This is a genomic window from Photorhabdus bodei, assembly GCF_003287735.1.
Taxonomy (GTDB): domain Bacteria; phylum Pseudomonadota; class Gammaproteobacteria; order Enterobacterales; family Enterobacteriaceae; genus Photorhabdus; species Photorhabdus kayaii.
This window is the reverse complement of sequence record NZ_NSCM01000001.1, coordinates 75,802-95,823: the sequence shown is the minus strand read 5'-3', so window position 1 is coordinate 95,823 and position 20,022 is coordinate 75,802. Positions and strand designations below refer to the sequence as shown.

Annotated in this window: 15 protein-coding genes and 1 pseudogene; 11 read left to right on the top strand and 5 right to left on the bottom strand. The window is 39.1% G+C overall.

Annotated elements, in window-relative coordinates:
• The first annotated feature begins 518 nt into the window (after window positions 1-518).
• The 5 genes from CKY02_RS00355 (at window position 519) to CKY02_RS00335 (ending at window position 6,138) form a co-directional block, all read left to right on the top strand.
• On the top strand, window positions 519-1,535 hold the full coding sequence (locus tag CKY02_RS00355) for an NAD(P)H-quinone oxidoreductase (protein ID WP_112893789.1): 1,017 nt from the start codon (window positions 519-521) through the stop codon (window positions 1,533-1,535).
• Window positions 1,536-1,981: 446 nt separating this feature from the next.
• On the top strand, window positions 1,982-3,901 hold the full coding sequence (locus CKY02_RS00350) for a pyridoxal phosphate-dependent decarboxylase family protein (protein WP_112893788.1): 1,920 nt from the start codon (window positions 1,982-1,984) through the stop codon (window positions 3,899-3,901).
• Between the two features lie 44 nt (window positions 3,902-3,945).
• Entirely contained in the window at window positions 3,946-5,154 is a 1,209-nt protein-coding gene (gene tyrP / locus CKY02_RS00345; protein WP_112893787.1) for a tyrosine transporter TyrP, read from the top strand.
• Window positions 5,155-5,245: 91 nt separating this feature from the next.
• Window positions 5,246-5,686, top strand: coding sequence for a DUF29 domain-containing protein (locus tag CKY02_RS00340; RefSeq protein ID WP_112893786.1), 441 nt, complete (start codon window positions 5,246-5,248; stop codon window positions 5,684-5,686).
• Window positions 5,687-5,697: 11 nt separating this feature from the next.
• On the top strand, window positions 5,698-6,138 hold the full coding sequence (locus tag CKY02_RS00335) for an OsmC family protein (RefSeq protein WP_105399738.1): 441 nt from the start codon (window positions 5,698-5,700) through the stop codon (window positions 6,136-6,138).
• 156 nt (window positions 6,139-6,294) lie between these two features.
• On the opposite strand, the gene CKY02_RS00330 is transcribed toward CKY02_RS00335, so the two are convergent.
• Window positions 6,295-6,609, bottom strand: a complete 315-nt coding sequence (locus CKY02_RS00330; RefSeq protein WP_112878221.1) for a hypothetical protein — start codon at window positions 6,607-6,609, stop codon at window positions 6,295-6,297.
• A 667-nt stretch (window positions 6,610-7,276) separates the two neighbouring features.
• On the opposite strand from CKY02_RS00330, the gene CKY02_RS00325 reads away from it, so the two are divergent.
• Window positions 7,277-9,040 (top strand): acyl-CoA dehydrogenase family protein, encoded by a 1,764-nt coding sequence (locus CKY02_RS00325; RefSeq protein ID WP_112894008.1) that lies wholly within the window; start codon window positions 7,277-7,279, stop codon window positions 9,038-9,040.
• Between the two features lie 236 nt (window positions 9,041-9,276).
• On the opposite strand, the gene CKY02_RS00320 is transcribed toward CKY02_RS00325, so the two are convergent.
• Complete coding sequence (locus CKY02_RS00320; RefSeq protein WP_162119898.1) at window positions 9,277-10,230, bottom strand: carbamoyltransferase C-terminal domain-containing protein; 954 nt, start codon at window positions 10,228-10,230, stop codon at window positions 9,277-9,279.
• Between the two features lie 407 nt (window positions 10,231-10,637).
• On the opposite strand from CKY02_RS00320, the pseudogene CKY02_RS00310 reads away from it, so the two are divergent.
• The 5 genes and pseudogenes from CKY02_RS00310 (at window position 10,638) to CKY02_RS24200 (ending at window position 14,017) form a co-directional block, all read left to right on the top strand.
• Window positions 10,638-11,285, top strand: a pseudogene (locus tag CKY02_RS00310) (Rpn family recombination-promoting nuclease/putative transposase).
• Window positions 11,286-11,649: 364 nt separating this feature from the next.
• Window positions 11,650-12,225, top strand: coding sequence for a DUF4158 domain-containing protein (locus CKY02_RS00305; RefSeq protein ID WP_112893784.1), 576 nt, complete (start codon window positions 11,650-11,652; stop codon window positions 12,223-12,225).
• Window positions 12,173-12,829, top strand: coding sequence for an SGNH/GDSL hydrolase family protein (locus CKY02_RS00300; protein ID WP_112893783.1), 657 nt, complete (start codon window positions 12,173-12,175; stop codon window positions 12,827-12,829). The genes CKY02_RS00305 and CKY02_RS00300 overlap by 53 nt, the downstream gene beginning before the upstream one ends.
• Before the next feature lie 10 nt (window positions 12,830-12,839).
• The gene (locus tag CKY02_RS00295; protein WP_112893782.1) at window positions 12,840-13,883 is read left to right on the top strand and encodes an acyltransferase; all 1,044 of its coding nucleotides are present in this window, start codon (window positions 12,840-12,842) and stop codon (window positions 13,881-13,883) included.
• Window positions 13,832-14,017 (top strand): hypothetical protein, encoded by a 186-nt coding sequence (locus tag CKY02_RS24200; RefSeq protein ID WP_112893781.1) that lies wholly within the window; start codon window positions 13,832-13,834, stop codon window positions 14,015-14,017. Before CKY02_RS00295 ends, CKY02_RS24200 begins: the two co-directional genes overlap by 52 nt.
• 170 nt (window positions 14,018-14,187) lie before the next feature.
• On the opposite strand, the gene CKY02_RS00285 is transcribed toward CKY02_RS24200, so the two are convergent.
• The 3 genes from CKY02_RS00285 to CKY02_RS26100 form a co-directional block, all read right to left on the bottom strand.
• Complete coding sequence (locus CKY02_RS00285) at window positions 14,188-15,195, bottom strand: Txp40, insecticidal toxin (previously name A24tox) (protein WP_112893780.1); 1,008 nt, start codon at window positions 15,193-15,195, stop codon at window positions 14,188-14,190.
• A gap of 539 nt (window positions 15,196-15,734) precedes the next feature.
• Complete coding sequence (locus tag CKY02_RS00280; protein ID WP_112893779.1) at window positions 15,735-16,901, bottom strand: cupin domain-containing protein; 1,167 nt, start codon at window positions 16,899-16,901, stop codon at window positions 15,735-15,737.
• Window positions 16,902-17,107: 206 nt separating this feature from the next.
• Window positions 17,108-20,005, bottom strand: coding sequence for a salicylate synthase (locus CKY02_RS26100; RefSeq protein ID WP_338047378.1), 2,898 nt, complete (start codon window positions 20,003-20,005; stop codon window positions 17,108-17,110).
• Window positions 20,006-20,022: the final 17 nt, after the last annotated feature.

The following is a 20,022-nucleotide window of genomic DNA, read 5'->3' as shown; positions in this document are numbered from 1 at the left end:
ATAGTCATAATCCATATTTATTTTAATATGAAGTTTTCCAGATAAAAGTGAACCTTATTATAGTATTAAAATCCAACGATACGAAAACATACTCTATGGAAAAGAGCATAATAATTTAATCAATTCCAGACTGAAAACAACTCGCAGGTATATTATAAGAGGATAGCTATGAAAATTTGTAGGATGAATTATAACGATCTGTCTGGTAATGGGCGAAATGCTAAATTTCACTGTTATGGTGTTGAGATATTTGACGTTTTTTCCGGTTAAGATCCATGCGTCACCAGGTCTGAAAGAAAAATCGAAGTGGATGTGGATACTGGAGGTTGAAATTTACTAAGATTATCTACCGATAGTTCAATCGCAAAAATGGTGAGTATTAGTTGACTTGGGCAAGGTTACAACTGATCCTTAAAATGCCAAGTTATCTAGCAAAATGGAAAAACCTGTTTAAATCTCACTTATCATATTAAACATAACCCAATAAAAAGGATCGTCAAAAGAAATAAGAGGTATATATGCATAGCCAAATTAATTCATTGCCCCAATATATGTTAGCGATCAGCATTATTAAGCCCGGAGGCCCGGAGAAATTGCATCTGGTTCAGGTTCCGCTGCCGCGGCCAGGAAAAGGCTACTTGTTGGTAAAAGTAGCTGCGGCAGGTGTTAATCGGCCTGATATATTTCAGAGAATGGGTTCTTACCCACCACCCCCTGATGCATCACCATTACCGGGTTTGGAGATTGCAGGAGAAGTGGTTGCCAAGGGTGAAGGTTGTGAACGCTGGAACCTTGGTGATAAAGTTTGTGCCCTTGTTGCCGGAGGCGGTTATGCCGAGTATTGTCTGGTACATGACTCCATTGCCTTACCCATCTATAGCTTGGATTTTGTTCAGGCAGCCGCATTGCCAGAAAACTTTTTTACCGTCTGGGCTAATGTTTTTCAGACTGGCAAACTGAAACAAGGAGAAAATTTGCTGATTCATGGTGGTACTTCTGGGATAGGTAGTGTCACGATTATGTTAGCAAAAGCCTTTGGCACCAAAGTCATTACTACCGTCGGCTCTGATGAGAAAGCTAAAGTTGCACACAGTTTAGGTGCTGACTTTGTTATTAATTACCATAAAGAAGATTTTGTTGATCGAGTATTGAAAATCACAGGTAATCATGGGGTTGATATGGTTGTTGATTTAATCGGTGGTGATTATGTCAATAAAAACTATAAGGTTGCTGCTAAATTCGGGAGAATTATTCAAATTGGTATGATGAAAGGAGACCCTGAAAATCTTAATCTGATGCCCTTAATGCTAAAACGTCTGACTCACACAGGTTCTACATTACGTTCTCGCAGTGTAGAGGAAAAAGCAGAGATAGCCAGGGAATTGGAACAACAGGTCTGGCCATTATTGAAATCAGGAAAAGTCAGTCCACTAATTTGTAAAGTATTTGATCTGAAAGATGCTGCTGATGCGCATCGAATGATGGAAGCCGGTGATGTTATCGGCAAGGTTATGCTGGTAAATGTATCATCTTAATAGTACTTCTGCTTAAATCAGGGCTATTTTAACTTGTAGCCCTGCATTTTATCTATTAACCTCTTCGCGTTAGAATAAACACTCATATTTAATAAGGTAAATGACAAATAAATCTCTATTTTCTGATTGGTTTTTATTCGTTCTTTGTCCTTGCGCACAAAATCAGAATTTATATTCAACGTCATTGTTAATATTTTAACAAATATAGTCTATATCTATTAACAAATGATCGTTTATAGATATATTAATGATTGATCTATTACACCTGATAGATTTTTCTGAATATTTAGAATAATGAGGTATGACCAACTATTGATACGTTAGGTGGCATACAATTTTCTGTCTGCTTATCAGAGGATGATAGTGATTTCATTAACAAATAAAGAATTTCAGAATCTCTCTGTTGCTGACAGCCGTTTTTGTTAGTTGGAAAAGGGTATGTGATTATGACCAAACAGTTTACTTCGCACTTAAACATTGATGCGTTGTTTTTAGGCCCTAAATCAGAAAATGCGGTTTTTTTTAGAGAAATGATGGAATATGCCGTAAGTGAGCACATGCACTGGCGTTCTGATTTTCACCCAGAAGATCCCGCCTTGGTAACCTCAGTTGATCGTTACGCACCTGATTATAGAGAAACCCTTTATCGGACAGAAGGTATTCTGAACCAGCTATCCGCCAAATTGAAAAACACCTCTGTTCCCTGGTTTTCTCCTCGTTATATGGGGCATATGAATGCCGATACCTTGATGGTTTCCAATCTCGCTTATGTTATGGCTATGATGTACAACCCGAACAATTGTGCCCACGAGTCATCACCGACAACAACGGAGCTAGAAATTGAAGCCGGGCTAGATTTATGTCAGATGTTTGGTTATGACCCTCGCCGAGCTTGGGGACATATCACATCGGGAGGAACTGTCGCCAATTATGAAGGGCTATGGGTTGCACGTAATTTAAAAACCATTCCTCTTGCTATGGCACAGCATCCGCAATCCAGTGATTTGGTTGCAAATAAATCAGAACAACAACTGTTGAATATATCTCCATCAGACATTCTGGATTTAACGGATGAATTAAAAAAGCGGGGCATTTTCGAAGAAGTTCGTGAACTTTCTTGCCGTGGTGTTGGGATAAAACAGGGAATGTTTGGCAAAGTCTTGGTGCCGCAGTCGAAACATTATTCATGGATGAAAGCAATGGATGTTCTAGGGATTGGTCAACAGCATATTGTGCCATTGCCGGTCGATGCAAATTATCGTACCGATGTTGAAAAAATGCGTGAAATTACGTTCAGTCTGATAGAGCAGGGAGAACCTATTCTAGCTATGGTAACCGTAGTTGGAACTACGGAAGTCGGTGCTATTGATCGAGTTGATGAAGTTATTGCGTTGCGTAAAGAGTGTGAAGAGCGTTATGGCGTCTCATTTTATGTGCATATTGATGCCGCTTATGCAGGTTATGCCAGCGCAATGTTCCTTAACGAGCGGGGAGAGTTTATGGAATATGATGAACTTATCCGCCGTTATCGTGAATTGGCAATCATTCCGGAAGATATTATTTGGCCTAAACCTGAAATTTATCAAAGTTTCCGGGCCATGTGTCAGGCTGATTCAATCACCGTAGATCCTCACAAAGTTGGATTTATTCAATATGCAGCCGGTGCGGTATGTATGAAAGATAGGCGTATTGTTGACCTAATTTCCTACCGTGCAGCTTATGTTTTTGAAGATGTTGATACTCAACAGGATCAAGCCGTTAACCGGCGTGTCGTGCTCGGTGCTTCTATTATGGAGGGATCTAAAGCCGGAGCTATCGCCGCCGCAATTTGGGCTGCGCATCGATTGGTTCCACTTAATATCAGTGGCTACGGAAAAGTAATTGCTGCCGGTATTGTGACGGCCAATTGGATGGTTAAAAAACTTTTAACCACAGAACCATTGGTTGTTGATAAACGCCGGTTTGAAATTCATGCCATGCCGAATCCTGATTTCCATATGGTCAATTTTACTTTTAAAGAGCAAGGAAATGATGACTTAATGCATCATAATCGTCTTAATAAACGGATGTACGAACTTTGTTCATATGCCTCTGGACGCACTTATACCAATGATTTTTTGACTTCTTCCACCTCCCTTAGTTATGAAGAGTATGGTGATACTCCCTGGCATTATGTTGAACGTTGCGGTTTTGCCCAAGAAGAATGGCAGAAAGTCCACAGTTTATATGTCTTACGTGCTGCTGTGATGACTCACTGTTTACATAATGCTGACGATTTTGACGAGTATTGGGAAAGGCTCCAGAAAATTTTTATTCAAAAACTGACTCAAATTGTTGATGAAGAAGAAAAAAAGAAAGTCGCCTGATTTTCTATTATTAAATATTTGCTGTTGATTCGAAGGGAAAAAACGTGAAGAACCGTACTTTTGGCAGTACTTTTATCATAGCAGGAACAACCATCGGCGCTGGTATGTTGGCCATGCCATTAGCAACCGCCGGTGTAGGATTTGGCGTAAGTTTGATCATGTTGGTTGGCTTGTGGGTTTTGATGAGTTACACCGCGTTATTGCTGGTTGAAACTTACCAATATGAATCCCCTGATACGGGGTTAGGGACACTTGCTCAACGTTATCTTGGCAACGGTGGCAAAATGTTAGCCGGTTTCAGCATGATGTTTCTAATGTATGCATTAACATCAGCCTATATTAGTGGCGCCGGGGAATTACTGACAGTCAGCCTCAACAAATGGCTGAATCTATCTCTTCCTGCCTCAGTAGGTGTTATCCTGTTTACAGTGATTGGCGGAGGAGTTGTTTGTATTGGCACCAGTTCAGTAGATATGGTTAATCGGGTTATTTTCAGTGCAAAAATTATTTTCCTAGTATTGATGTTGGGGATGATGATGCCACATGTTCAGCATATTAACTTACTGACCATGCCATTAGAACAAGGATTAATACTATCTTCAATTCCTGTGATATTCACATCGTTTGGTTTTCACGGTAGTGTTCCCAGTATTGTGAAATATATGGATGGCGATATTCGTCGACTCCGTTGGGTGTTTATCATCGGCAGCGCGATTCCGCTATTTGCTTATATTCTCTGGCAATTGGCGACACTCGGAAGTATTAATTCCAGCACATTCGTCGATATCTTAGCTGAAAACGCAGGGTTGAATGGCTTATTACACAGCATTCGCGAAGTTGTTGCTTCACCGAAAACTGAGCTTGCAGTACAAATGTTTGCCAACCTAGCGCTCGCAACCTCATTCCTCGGTGTCACACTTGGCCTGTTTGATTTTCTGGGTGATCTGTTTAAACGCAAAAATAGCGTAGCCGGGCGTATGCAAACTGGTTTGTTAACTTTCGTTCCGCCGTTGATTTTCGCGCTATTTTACCCAAAAGGATTTGTGATGGCGTTGGGATATGCCGCGATCGCGCTATCAATTTTGGCGTTAGTATTGCCTAGTCTCCTGGCCTATAAATCCCGTCAACAAAATGAACTTCGATATCGGGTACCTGGCGGTAAACCTGTACTCTTGCTGGTATTTACCTGCGGTATTGCAGTAATAGCAATCCAGATTGGCATAGTGAGTGGAATGTTGCCGGAAGTAGGGTAAACACTGAGTTATCGAAGATAAGTTCTTTTTTGACCTAAAGCGTATTCTCTGACAGACTGCTAGCATAATAGACCTATTAGCGGAGACAATTATGAATCATACCCGTTACGAAACTGATGTGGTCGCTTGGGCAAATGAGCAGGCAGCGTTATTACGTGCCGGTAAACTCTCTGAGATTGATATAGCCAATATTGCTGAGGATATCGAAGACGTGGGCAAGAGTGAGCAGCGTGAGTTGGCTAGCCGCATGGCAGTATTAATTGCTCACTTATTAAAATGGAAATACCAGCCAAGTGATAGAGGAACAAGTTGGGAAAGAACAATTAAAGCGCAAAGAAAAGAGATTCTTTATGATTTAAAAGAATCACCTAGTTTAAAGACAAAGTTAGATGATTCAAATTGGGTTGATGTTGTCTGGTCTAAAGCCGTTGCCTCAGCAATGAACGAAACCGGGTTAGACGTGTTTCCCGATGTATCCATTTGGGGTATGTCCCAGATACTGTCCCCTGAGTTTTATCCGGAAAACAATTAAGGAGTTAGATCATGGCGAAAGAATTATTTACTGCCACAGTAAAATCTGTAGCTGGATTGAAAGTTGAATGTACATCAAGAGATTTCTCCTTTTATTTGGATGAACCGCGTAATTTAGGTGGTACTGATCAGGGGATGAATCCAGTTGAAGCTTTACTCTGTTCTCTCGGGGCCTGTAAATGTATCGTAGCAAAGGCTTTTGCTAAACTGCACAAAATCAACTTAATTGATATTCACGTTGATCTGGAAGGTGAGCTTGATACTGATGGTTTCACTGGTAGAAATAAACAAGCGAAATTAGGTTTCTCCAAAATAGTGACAAAATTTCATATTAAAGCTGATAATAGTGAAGAAGAAATTCATGCCTTTGTCGACTTTATTAATAGAACCTGCCCGGTTCATGATACCATCGAAAATGCACCAAGTTTCGTCACTGAAATATATTGCGAATAAGATAAATTCTGAGTTGAAATAATTCTGAAAAGGAAAAATCATTTAAGATAATTTAAAAATCCCTCTACTGTAAAGTAGAGGGATTCGTTATAAAGTTAGGTAAATCAATGTTTATTTATCTCTTTATCCCATTGATAACAGCATAAGAAATAATTACTATTGTTTAATGACGTAAACTGTAGTTATATTACAACTTACATTTTCTATACCAACTTTAATATTTAAACCCTGTGCATAAGCCTGGCTTAATAGCTTGTTAATGTTATCAGCGCTTGATCCTGACCAAATATAACCTGGTTTTCCACAGTTACCGGCTAAACTTCCACTGAATGTATAAAAATAATGTGCAGGATTGTCCCAATCAGCTTTAATTTCTGCGACTCTGACAATGCCACTATTCGTTTCCGCAGAAAATGCAGGGGCGCTAATCATACCAATGAAAATAAATAACATAGATATCAATTTTTTCATATTCTACTCCTAGTTAATAATAAAGAAAATCTGACGCATTTGAAGTGTAAATTATGCAAATAATCTTTGCACCAACTTCACATTAATATAATAGGTGCCTCGCATGATAAATAATGCCAAAAGTTTTTTCATTAAAATTAAGTAATTGATAAAAGTAACATGGTAATTTTTATCTATAAAAATAACATTGTTTGAAATAATAAAAAACCTCTACCTACAATGGTTCATAACTAATTCACCAACTAGTTATATTAAAACAACAAAAATCCATTCTCATAACAAACTATTTATATCAATATAATTTTTACGATGAAGATAAAATGATTAATCATCTGTTTAAATAAAATAACAACGATGAATTATTTACTTGATAAATATGTTTTAATATCGCTTTCTCTACTGGACTCTAAGAAGAAAAATTTTTAACAAATCACTTCTATTAATAAATTTTTTAACGTAGAAGTGTATATTTCTGGTGTATTCCATTAAACTATTAAATAGTTAATATACCCGTCATCTTTCAAGTTGCCTCTTTGTTGGCTGCACTCACTCACCCCGGTCACATAGTTACCTATGCTCCCGGAGATTCGCTCCCTTGCCGCCGCGATGCATCTTGAAATCCATAGGGGATATACATATTATTATTCTAGTAAAAGGCTCCATCGATATGAATAAATCATTGTGCAATTCAGAATCAACATTAAAGTCTTATTTAGGCATAGGAAATGAGGGAGTATCTGATAACCTTGTAGCGGTACTTAAAAGCAATTGTGACAATTATCAGTCGTCAGTAAAAAAATTCATAGAACTTCTTAAATATATTCAAGATAATAATATTCACACGAAACCATTTAATGAATTAGTTGCGCTTCATGAACTTGTAGCTCCACATGATTGCGCTGTAGTTTCTATGCTATCAATTCATTTTAATTTAGCCATCGGCACTATCGCTAACTTAGGAGTGCAAACTCCATATGTGGAAGATCTTTACCAAAAACTTTGTTCAGGTCGTGCCATTGGAGTATATCTGGCGACTGAGCTAGCTCACGGGAATGATCTAATCGCAATCGAAACACAGGCTAATTATCTGCCGGAAAAAGGCGTATTCATGTTGAATTCACCTGGTCCAAATGCATATAAATTTATGCCTAATACCATGCCTTGTGAATTACCTAAAGTGGCTGTAATTTTAGCTCAGTTAAATGTATCAGGAAAGAAATATGGTATTTTCCCATTTATTCTTCCTCTATCTGAAAATGGAAAATTAACTCCTGGCGTTAAAATTACTCCACTTGGCGATAAGCCAGGGCTTCATTTAGATAACGCAATAACTTCATTTGATAATGTCGAAATTCCTTTTGAAGGGATCCTTACGGGCAATATGATAACACTGACCAGGGAGGGTAAAGTATCATTGCATACTAAAGAATTAAGAGAAAGATTTTCGTTAATTACAAATAGAATACATTCAGGCAAGTTATGCATGGCAATGATCTCAGTTACAGCGGCCAAATCAGCTCTTCATATAACTAGCACATATGGAAATAAACGACAAACATTCGGTTACTCAGGTGCTATGCCAATAATTAATTATTCTCATTTCAAAGAAGGTATTGCTTGGGATACCCTGAGCACAATCACTCATGCGTTATACTTAAGAGAATTAACAAGAAAAGTTTCAGCTATATTATCAGAATCAGTTAAAAACTTTAAGTTTTCAGATGAACTACTTATTGAAATCATTACTACCAAGTCCCTGTGCACATGGCGTACACAAGAAATATTAATTAATTGTCGTGAGCGTTGCGGCGCACAGGGATTATTTACTGTTAACAAGATATCCCATTATTTGATATCTAATTTTGGTACGATTACTTCGGAAGGTGATAACCTTGTATTATCACTAAAAGCCGGAGGGATGATCATTCTCAATAAGATGAAAGAAATAGAAAAAACATCTTTCCAACATAATCTATTTCCCATTTTAAATGATTATATGAACTTTTTATATAAAAAACTAAATGGATTAACAGTGAGTAGCAATAAAAAAATAAATTTAGATATGCTTAATAAGCATAGTAGGGATTTTCTAGAACTAAGCCAAACATATGCCGTTTTATCCGTGGTAACGACCATTATTGATACATACCACAACAATAATGATGATGATTTTTATATGATCATCGAAGGTTATCTTCTCGACTGGATTCATCGTAGCATGAGCAATCTCCTGAGAAGTGAAGTGATCAATTTACAAGAATCTAAAAAAATAGACGAGAGACGCATTGAGTATATACGTCAGCATGCAGACAGAATAAATGATTATATTTCCAGTTTTGGCGTGGATAAGGCTGGAATCGAAACGCCAATATCCAGTGATGATTATATTTCCTGGTATGCAAATAATCACCATCAATTAAAAAACAATTAACTATAAAACAGGTTTAAATGCGAGACACTGTTGTGAATATATACCCTATGGATTTCAAGATGGATCGCGACGGCAAGGGAGTGAATCCCCGGGAGCATAGATAACGATGTGACCGGGGTGAGCGAGTGCAGCCAACAAAGAGGCAACTTGAAAGATGACGGGTATATAGAAAAATTCGGTGACCAGCTAAAAGGTCACCGTTAATGAAAGGGCGATTACCTATAACCCTATGGATTTCAAAAGTTGCCGATAATAAGAAAAGGCTTACGGATACCCGCTTTTTCAGCTTTCCTGCACTGATAATCGAAGTCGTGATATGCATGTTGCATCCGCTGAACTGTAGAATAACCATGAATGTTGAAAGAGGTGTTGATTAACGCTGCATAGCCAGTTTCATTTTCAACTTTCTGTAGTATTTCGACATCAACGTCTAATTTGACCACAAGCGGCCTGCCAGTGGTTCTACCATCATGCATTTTATGCATCACTCCCTCATATTTTTCTTCAAGTATATTATCGTTATAACTTAGCGCAATAATCATGCCATGAAGTGAGCCTGTTACTCTGTTTACTTCTTTAATGTTAAAGAGAACCGGCAAATTCTCTGATCTTAATACAGGGGCCATTGGCATATGGTCATCCCGGCCATTAAGAAGGTTAATTTCTTGCTTCAACTCACCAGTCGGTAAACACAACGTGGAGTTTGACATAAGTGCTCTGGGACCTAATTCTCCCCAATTTTTTACTGTATTGATAATATATACCTTACTCACATAGTGAGCTGTATTTTCAATAAAATCAGCTTGATTATCTGTATAAATGATATTCTTTGCATATTTACCGTTGTACGGCAAAGATAAATCACGTTTTAGCAATAATAGATTTACGCTTCTATTAGATAATGTATTATCAAGAGTAACAGCACCTGTCATTGCATGCACAATATCACCAGCAAGGGGAGAGCAGCAGATATCTCCCTTTATGCTATTCAGTAAAACATTATTGAGTTTGACATTGAAATGAACGCCACCACCAACAATCAGGTTTTCAACTTTTTCACTAGCAATGAGTTTTACCAAGTAAGTTTCTAAAAACTTGTTCGCAATATAGGAAGAAATAACACGGATCTCATATTGACTTAATCCATTTAAGTACCGCAGCAACCACAACGGCATTCTCACATGCTTCACGGCCATTTCCTGCATATATTTAACAGAAAAGCCATGTAAAATAAAAAATGCTGATGCTCACTTTTTTCTAAAAGAATTTCTGGCGGAAACTTCTTTATCCCCAATAGGGTAACAGGCTTACGAGAATTGCTCCATTCAAGCTTTTCTATGTTGAAAAATACTCATTTCATTATGTATAGCAGGTGGCGCAACGAGAGAAACGTTAAAAGCGTACGTTGCCAGTCAGAATACGCCGGAGTAGCCAGCCCTCAAGCCCTTTGGGCTTTTCGCCTGATATTCCCATCCACACTGGGCTAAGGTTTACGGCGGTTTTTGCTAAGTAGATAATATGTTGTACATTGGTTGCGGATATTATAACTTTGGCAATGCATGGCGATGACTAACTGATAAGACAGAGAAAACGGATTGTGGCAAAGAAAGAAAAACGACCTCACCATGACGCGTTATTCAAACATTTTTTAACGCAGCCTGAAACGGCCAGGGAGTTCTTATCCCTTTATCTGCCCGAAAAGGTCCAGTCGTTGTGTGATTTAGCCACATTGAAACTGGAACCCGGCAGTTTTGTGGACCGGCATTTACGTCAATTGCACAGTGATGTGCTCTACTCGGTTGAAACGGCTCGGGGACAAGGTTATATCTACTGTCTGATTGAACATCAGTCCACCCCTGACCCGTTGATGGCCTGGCGGTTGATGTATTACGCCATGTCAGCCATGGCGGCTCACCTGAAAAAAGGCCATACTGAACTCCCCTTGGTGGTGCCTCTGCTGTTTTAGTTACGCTATATTTTACTGAATGGACATACGCTGGATCTCTCACACTTTGTCCATCAACTGATTGAACAATCTCCGGAGCATGAAACGATGTTGATGACTATTGCAGAACAGCTTGAACAAAAAGGGCGCGAGCAAGGTATCGAACAAGGTATTGAGCAAGGCCGAGAAGAAGGTAAACTGGAAACGGCTCGTGCCTTATTACGGCATGGCGTGAGTTTGGACATTATTGCCACCAGTACCGGACTGAGCCGGGATAAAATTGAAGCGTTAAAGCATTAAATTAATCTTCTCTTTCACAGTAAAATGCCGATATTCAAGATCGGCATTTTTGTTATTAAACTCAGGTGGTCAGTAACTCAATATTATGTTTCAGATTCATTTTTCTCTTCAGCTAATTTATCAGGCACTTCTTTAGCAAACTAATTATCACTATCAGCATTTTTTAGTACCTGATCAATAATTTGTTTATGATCACCAATCCATATTTCTATCATGAATGTGTACGATTAAAGGGGCGTAAAAGGGGTTGATATCGTACTATTTATATGAGACAACTTCATTCGAGATCCAACCGCAGTGACGAAATTCATTTTTACTGTCCGGTCAGCGATCCTCATACGGACATGATTTGCATGGAATCAGGATGATGACTCATCATATAGACCAAACTGCCAATAAAAGTAAAAGACTCTCTGCCTTAACGGATGCGAAGCAATTCTCCCTGTATGCGCTTCCTAATTTTGATGAAGGCCTACAGTTGGAATTTCTGTCGCTGTCAGCAAGCGAACTGGAGCCTACTACAAACCGGTCGGCTTTGTATTCCCAAATTTACTGTGTCCTGCAAAGCGGTTATTTCAAAGTTAAACACGCTTTTTTCCGTTTCGTTTTGTCTGATGTGGAAAGCGATTATACATTTGTGATTAATCGCTACTTCCGTCATGCCGCCCCAGTTGCCAACCATGAGTATTACACTCAACGTAAACTAATCGCAGAATTGTTTGGATATTCTCTATGGTCTGAGAAATTTAGGCAGCAATTATCACAACGGCCTATCGCCAAATGTCCGAATACCACGCTATCGAAATGCCTGCGTCCGTTCCAGCTGACATTCGATACTGATAAAAAACCAGTCGGTCTACATTTTATTTTTAGAAGGATAAAAGTAAATGTCTTATATTCAATCGCATTTGAAGGGAGGGTGTTGGTTTACCCTCGGTGACAGTATAACTGAAAGAGGGTGGTATCAACCAATAGTGACTAAAAATTTAGATCTAAAAGAATGGAAAAACTACGGAATAGGGGGAACATGCATAGCCCAAAAAGATAAAAATGACAATTCAGCCATGTGTTTAAGATATGAAAAAATGGGAAGCAATCCAGATATTATTACAATATGGGGAGGGGTAAATGATTTTGGATTTGACTTTGGCTCCAATGGAGGAGTGGAAATAGGTGATTATAAAGACAAAACCCCTTTAACATTTATTGGCGGTATGAAATTATTAATGACTGGAATTACCAAAAAATACCCATCAACGAGAATAGGGTTTATTATAACAACGCCAATATCAGTACAAAGAGGCATGAACAGTAAAAACGCCAAAGGGTATTACTTGTCTGACTATTGCAGCGTTTGTCGGGAAATCTGCGAAAAACACTCCATCCCATATCTGGATTTGTTAAAACAATCTGGATTCAATGAAGGCAATATCGATATTATGACCAGCAATAGCTTGGGCACAGTGTCCGATGGTTTGCATCCATCAAAACTAGGTATGACCAGGCTTGCCCCAAAAATTTCAAACTTCATTTTATCTATTTAAGAGACAAAAAATGAGAATATTAGCCATAGATTTATTAAAGATAGTTTCTATATTTTTCGTTGTAATTTCTCACGTTACTTTATTTTTCTTGTTGCGCGATGATAATGACGTGGTTTTGTATTTTCTTAGGCAGGCCGGTCAGTTGGGGGTCTCGTTGTTTTTTATGTGCAGTGGCTATTTCTTACTAAACAACAAGCATGAAAAGCAGGTGGATTACATCATTAATAAATCCAAAGGGATATTAACTGTATTGTTGTTTTGGCTTATATTTTATTATCTGTATGACACATATTTTATCAGTAAATTTACAACAGTGCCTACTATTAATTTTTTAAATTATGTTAATGTTAGTATAACCACATCAGATGCTACCCATTTATGGTTTATATTTGCAATTGTCTCTCTATATATATTAACACCACTAATGCGTAACACATTTAATGAAACAAATGCAAAGGGGATTAAGAAAATACTCGTTATAATGCTTATAATTTCTAATCTTACATTGCTGAATGCACTAACAGATTACAAATTCTCTTTTTCCCTAATCCCATTCAATATTTTGTTTCCGTTCCAATCTGAGGGTTTGATTAGTTTCTTGATAGGTGGATATATAGGGCTAACGAAACCTAAAATAAAGGCTTTTTCCTGTAAGCATATAATACTTCTGGTATTTTTTATTATATCATTGATATCTTTATCAATCATTTCATCCAAGACGGGGATGACTTTCTTTTATGGGAAGTTTTATAATGTATTCCTTCAAGCTTCTTCGGTGTGCCTGTTTTTATTCTTGGTTAATTTAAATGTCAGAGAAATACCATTCTTAATAGATGACATTAGCAAGAATATACTAGGAATATATCTTGTTCACAATATTTTTGTTATTGAAATACATAACGAATTTATCCATAATTTCTTATTAAAAAAATTTAATTACATAAATGTATATGTTTACATAATAGCCTATTCCTTGCTGGCTTTTATCCTGTCATATATATTATGTGTTTTGTTACGAAAATCAAAAATAACATCAAAAATTATAACCATCTAACGTTATTGGCAGGGAGAGCCGGCATACCCGTCATCTTTCAAGTTGCTTCTTTGTTGGCTGCACTCACTCACCCCGGTCACATAGTTCTCTATGCTCCCGGGGATTCGCTCCCTTGCCGCCGCGATGCATCTTGAAATCCATAGGGTATATATTTTCTTGGTAGTAAAGTGTATTGGCTAAAGGAAGGCGTTTTACAATTATCACAGACCACACAGTGGCTTGAAAAGTAAAACGCCTTATGAGACTCCCGTTGAAAAAATGAGAGCTTAAAAATGTTCTGTCAATCGAAGTCAGAGATCACTCATCATATATTTTTATAATGAGTTCCAACACTATGAACCGTCATTGTATTGTCAGTATTATTTTGAGTGAAGGTTACCCTGTCTTCTTTGCTTAGCCTCACACTATATAAATTATTCGGCAATTTTTCCAGGTTACTGCCGCTTGCTGTACCAATACTTTTTGCTGCTGTCAGTGGATCGTTACCCTTTTGTACCTCTTTTATAAATGAACTATACTTTTGTTGCGCAGCACGGTCCATATTATAAAATCCATTCCTGGATTTATTCTTTTTAAGTTCCTGAAAACTCACTCTCCATTTAGGTGGTTCAGTTGGGCTGGCCAAATAACCGATTCTACCATCAGGTAACTTCTGAGGTGGTCTAAAGAAAGGTTTAGAAAGCTTTTTTCTCTCAATATAATTCTCTAATGATTTAGACTCTAACCCATTGTAAAAGTTTTTCGAAAAAATCCTCCTTCCTAGTGAAGTTACAGCAGATAAGATAAATAAGAAATCAATTAATTTAAAAAATCTTGCGGCATTTGATTGTTGATTTTCCTCCAGTGGAATTTCCTGTACAGAGAAAAAATATAGTGCTAATAATTTATCGTCATCTGAATAAGCACTCAATGGTTTATTTTCAAGTTCAGGAACATTCCAAATGTTTTGAGGATATTGACCTTCAAAATCCAGTTCATTCTTATAAAAACCATTTGCCATATCTTTAGAAATTTGATCACCATTTTCACCTAATAGTGCAGATGAAAGATTAGACATATATTCTTGATAAATTCTCTCAGCAGTCTCTTTATTCTTATAATAATCATCAGGAAGTTGAGATACATTATGAATACCACTTACAGCCAAAGCGTAAGCTAATATTATTTTCTTAGCTCGATATTCAATTCCATATGATGCTGTATGACCCTCATCTGTTTGCTTAAAGTTTAGTATACGTACTATATCTCCTGCTATTTGCTTTTCAACGGGTGGATATCCACTTCTATCATCAGGTGTTAATTGTATAACCATTATATTTCTCCATTATGTTAATGTTTATTTGAACTATGAAATTTCTGGCAGAAAACTCCGCAATTTTTCGCTGCTAATATAAATTTCAACTTTAAATATAGAGTTTTCCCTAGCTTTTTAATGATTAATTTCAATGTAAAATTAACTTACACAAGAATTATTAGCAAGCTTTTATTTTGCCATTTTTCGTTGATTTTTTTTCATTTAAATCATTAGGTTAATATTAGTTAAATAAAAAATGAAATGAGTTAAATAAAAACAGAGGATACTAAAAACAAACTGTACCAATACGGACTTGAAGAATAGGATAATTTTATGTTAACAAAATATTTTTAATATAGTCACGGCTGGTTGTGTAAATGTAAAATAATCATTGCGCATGGCAGGAAATAGGCAATTTTCGATTCTTGTTAATAAAAAACTCACCTAATAAATGATTTTCATTGAGCGTTTTTTTACTAATAAAGCCCCGTGTAAACGAGGCTATTTCTGATATACAAAGTTATACAGGTTCCTTCAATACACCACTGTGCAATATTTCAAGTCCTACGGCGCGATATAACTAGCTTATCCTTAGGACGATTCACCCAATCGGAGGGATCATTGTTGAAGTTATCCGCCAGTAGATAAGACGGCGTTTTAGCTAACCAATCAGAAAGTGAAATATCTTGGTAGATACCGTTATCTAGCACAATCAGTACTTGAAGATCATCATTACCAATATTTTCGATATAGTGACCAAATCCCAGTGGCACATAACCAACGTCGGTCGGCCCATATTTTGCGGTTTGGGCGTGTCCGTGGGAACTAAACACGGTCATACGTCCTTTGCCTGAAATGTAGTATTGCCACTCGTTGGCATTAGGGTGCCAATGTAGTTCACGTATAGCGCCAGGTTTGATGGTCTCGATGAGGCCAGTGATCGTTGTAGAAATGGGGAATTCCTTCGATGATGCTCGATAAACACTCCCTGCGTCGTTCTCGAAGAAGGGTTTATTCTTCAAGAGTTCATAACGGTGGGTGAGTGGGGCATCGTTTAATCCGCCGTCATCGGCGGGTAGGGGAAGTTTTGGCGGGATAGCGCCACCGACGATGTAAGCTTCACCCTGTTTGATTTTAGAAAAAACAGATGCTGGCATGTTGACACTTTTCTCAAGCACCTCTTTCGGCACATGCGTTATCCAATCAGTGATGCTAAAAGTGCCAAATTCTGAGAAGTGTCCGTTATCAAAAGTCAGAATAAAATGCGCGCCATCTTCAAGCGCCTGAATGGAATGACCATGACCTTTGGGAAAATACCATACATCACCGGGACCAAAATCAGCTACTTCACTTCTGCCCTCCGGATCAATAATGGTAATACGAGCATGCCCTTCAAGCATATATGCCCATTCAGCGGCAACAGCATGCCAATGGAGTTCACGCACGCCACCCGGTTCAAGCATCATATCAACACCCGCAATCCCTTCAGATATCGGGAATTGTTCCACCGTAGCTTCCCGTGCCCATCCATTTTCCAATACCCGTTTTTTACTATCGGTGAATTTATATTTATACAAACTTTTAGCATTTGTGGATGGTTTACTATTACCAGCGGCAGCCGTATTGTGCTGTTCATCAGCAACAGCCGTTTTAATCATACCGCCCATGCTAGCGGCCGCCGCGCCAATTGCGGATGCCTTCAAGATATCACGACGAGAGAACATATTTATTGCCTCCAATTAAAATGGGTACCAGCAAGAATAGTTGCAAGCTGATATCTATTTATTTGATTTTTTTAAGTTAATGGTTGTCACTGGAAGGAAAAATTAGAAGTGACTGATTAAGCATAGTAGAAAATTAGTCGTCTAGGGAAAACCAGAGACAGATCTGGTTTTCCCGGGGTTTGGAAGAAAAAGTGTTATTACTTCATTTACTCTTTTTTGCCAGAGCAAGGGCGAACGTATTTCATAATGCAGTCAAGTTTTTCACAAGTTTCCTGCCACTCTCTTTCTGGTTTTGAATCTCTGACCAATCCTGCGCCAGCCTGGAGCCAACAGCGCCCTTGATGCTGATAGAGAGAACGTAATACCAGCGCCGCATCCAGTTTTCCTGAGCTATCCAATAACATGACACAACCACTATAAAGTCGGCGTGGTTCATCTTCATAACGTGAAATTGCCTGTAAAGAAGGTTTTTTCGGTATCCCCGAAGCGGTTACAGCCGGGAATAGGGCGATGAACGCATCCCAACGATTTTTGTCTGTTTGTAGTAATCCTTTTACCCGTGATGCCAAATGTTGTACTGAACCTCGTTCACGAATCGCCATAAACTCTGATACACAAAGTGTGTCAGCCTGACAAATCGGTGCCAGTTCCTCTAATGCTAATTTAGCCGAAACAGCATGTTCAGAGATCTCCTTCGGGTCAGAAAGCAAATCTGCTCTCAATCGTTGATCCTGATCTTTATCATGTGTCAATGCTCTGGTACCAGCCAATGGTTGCGTGCTAACCCAGCCTGAACTATCCGCTTCAACTACGGTTTCTGGGCTAAAACCATAAACAGAGAAATCTTCATCACGTAAGAAGAAGGAGCGAGCAGGTGTGTTAGCTTGGCGGCCTAACCAGTAACTGTGTGGCATATCAATATCCGAGCCAAGTTCAACTCGACGTGACAGGATCACTTTTTGGTAGTGACCCGAGGCAATGTCCTTAACCGCATTGGCGACATTATCCTGATAACGTTTCGCTGCGTCTGATGTACTGATAATTTCCATATCTTTTGTCCACGGGAAAACAGGTGTACCTAATTGATCAACCTGGCTAATTTTTTCCCTCAATATGGTGAGTTGACTCTCTTCGAGAGTTCGTATCAGAACCTGTCCTGGAGTTATACGAAATTCATGCTGTGGAATAGTGATTTTTATTAATGCTTCGTTTTGTTGTGCTAATGGCAGTCCATATGTCATATGGGAGAATTCAAATAAAGTTCTTCCATAAGCCCGCCAATTCTGAATAGGAAGAGCATTGAGCGCCTGTTCAAGTTTTTGGCTTAATGTGTTGATATCGTATGGATGACGATTACCTTGTGGATCAATTAATTGTCCCGATGCATCTGCACTAATGGTTGCTGCACAGCCTATCCCAAGTGACCATTCACCTTTTGTTTCATAGAGCATATAAGGTTGTGCATCGTCGTCTGAAAGCAAATGTGTGATCAAATCTAACGGAGTGCTGGTAATAACAACAGTTTGTTCATGATATTGCTGCATTGGGCGACCATGTTCTGCTTGTGCCATCTGTACCAAGCGGCGTTTATCAATTTTTCCCACGGTGGTGAGTGGCCAATATGGGACAAACAACCATTGGTCAGGAATTTTATGACGCTGAACCCCTTTCTGTTGTAGAAATGCCGCTATCTGCACCGGTTCCGGTTGATTGCCGTTGTTAGGTAAACAGGCGCAGGTTCGTTCACCCAACAGTTCATCAGGCACAGAAATGACAACGGCATCATCAATGTTAGGGTGTTGCAGCAGCAAGGTCTCAACTTCTTTGGTCGAAATTTTCTCACCACTGCGGTTAATCTGCTCTTTAATTCTGCCCTCAACGATCAGGTTGCCATCTGAGGTCATACGAACCAGATCGCCGGTGCGATAGAACCCATCGGCGGTGAAAGCCACGGTATTATGCAGCTCTGCACGGTAATATCCCGTAATAGTGTAGGGACCACGTGTAATCAGTTCTCCTACCTCGCCGGGTACTACAGGTTGTAAATTGGTATCAACAATTTTGATCTCATCTTCTTCTGATAACGGACGCCCTTGGGTATTAATGATGACCTCATGGGGATCATCCAATCGGGTATAACAGAGTAATCCTTCCGCTGTACCAAACACCTGCTGCAAAGGCCCAAGGCGTGCTATTACTTGTTCCGCTAGTTCTGGTGTCAACCTGCCACCACCCACTTGTAAACAGCGTAAGGATGAAAGATCGCTTTGTTCCCAGTCGCGAGCCTGTTCCCAGAGCCGAGCCAGAGCTGGTACTAATGCCAGATGGGTCACTTTGTGTTGCTCGATTAGCGGCATGGCCTCATCAAAACTGGCGGTATCACTCAGAAGGACACTTCCGCCCTGGGAAAGGGTGCCCAAAATACCGGGACTGCCTAGTGTGAAGTTATGTGCCACAGGCAGTACGGCTAGATAGACACTTTCTGTATTTACCGTACACAGACGGGCTGACAACACAAAATCATAGGTATAAGCATCGTGAGTACGGGGAATGAGTTTCGGTGTACCAGTTGTTCCGCCAGAAAGCAGCAATACAGCAATATCACCATAACTTGGGCCGGGAATATTTACCGGTTCATCATCAATGGATGCCAATGCGGTAAATTCTTCCGCTTCTCCATCAACAATAATGTGTTTTAGATCGGGGCAAGATGCCACAATTTCTCGTGCCATTTTTCGGTAGTCAAAATCATGGAAGCAATCAGGGATAATGTAAGCAACCGGGAGTGCAATCTGGCAAAGGGCATGAACATCATGAGTCCGCTGTGTCGGCATTAATAACACCGGATGAGCACCGAGCCTGAACAGGGCAAAACAGGTAACGACAAAGGAGATACGGTTAGGCAGTTGTACCATAACGTTATCCCCACGACGGATCCCACGACGAAATAGTCCGCTGGCCAATCTCTCTGCGAATTGGTGCAATTCACGGTAAGTTAGTTGTTGTTCTTGATAGATCAGCGCTGTTTTATCGCTCCAAATACCAGACCACCCGGCAAGTTGTTGGTCCAGCGTTTTGCCATTCCAAAGGTAGTCTGGCGTCATAGTAAGTGTTTTCCCTA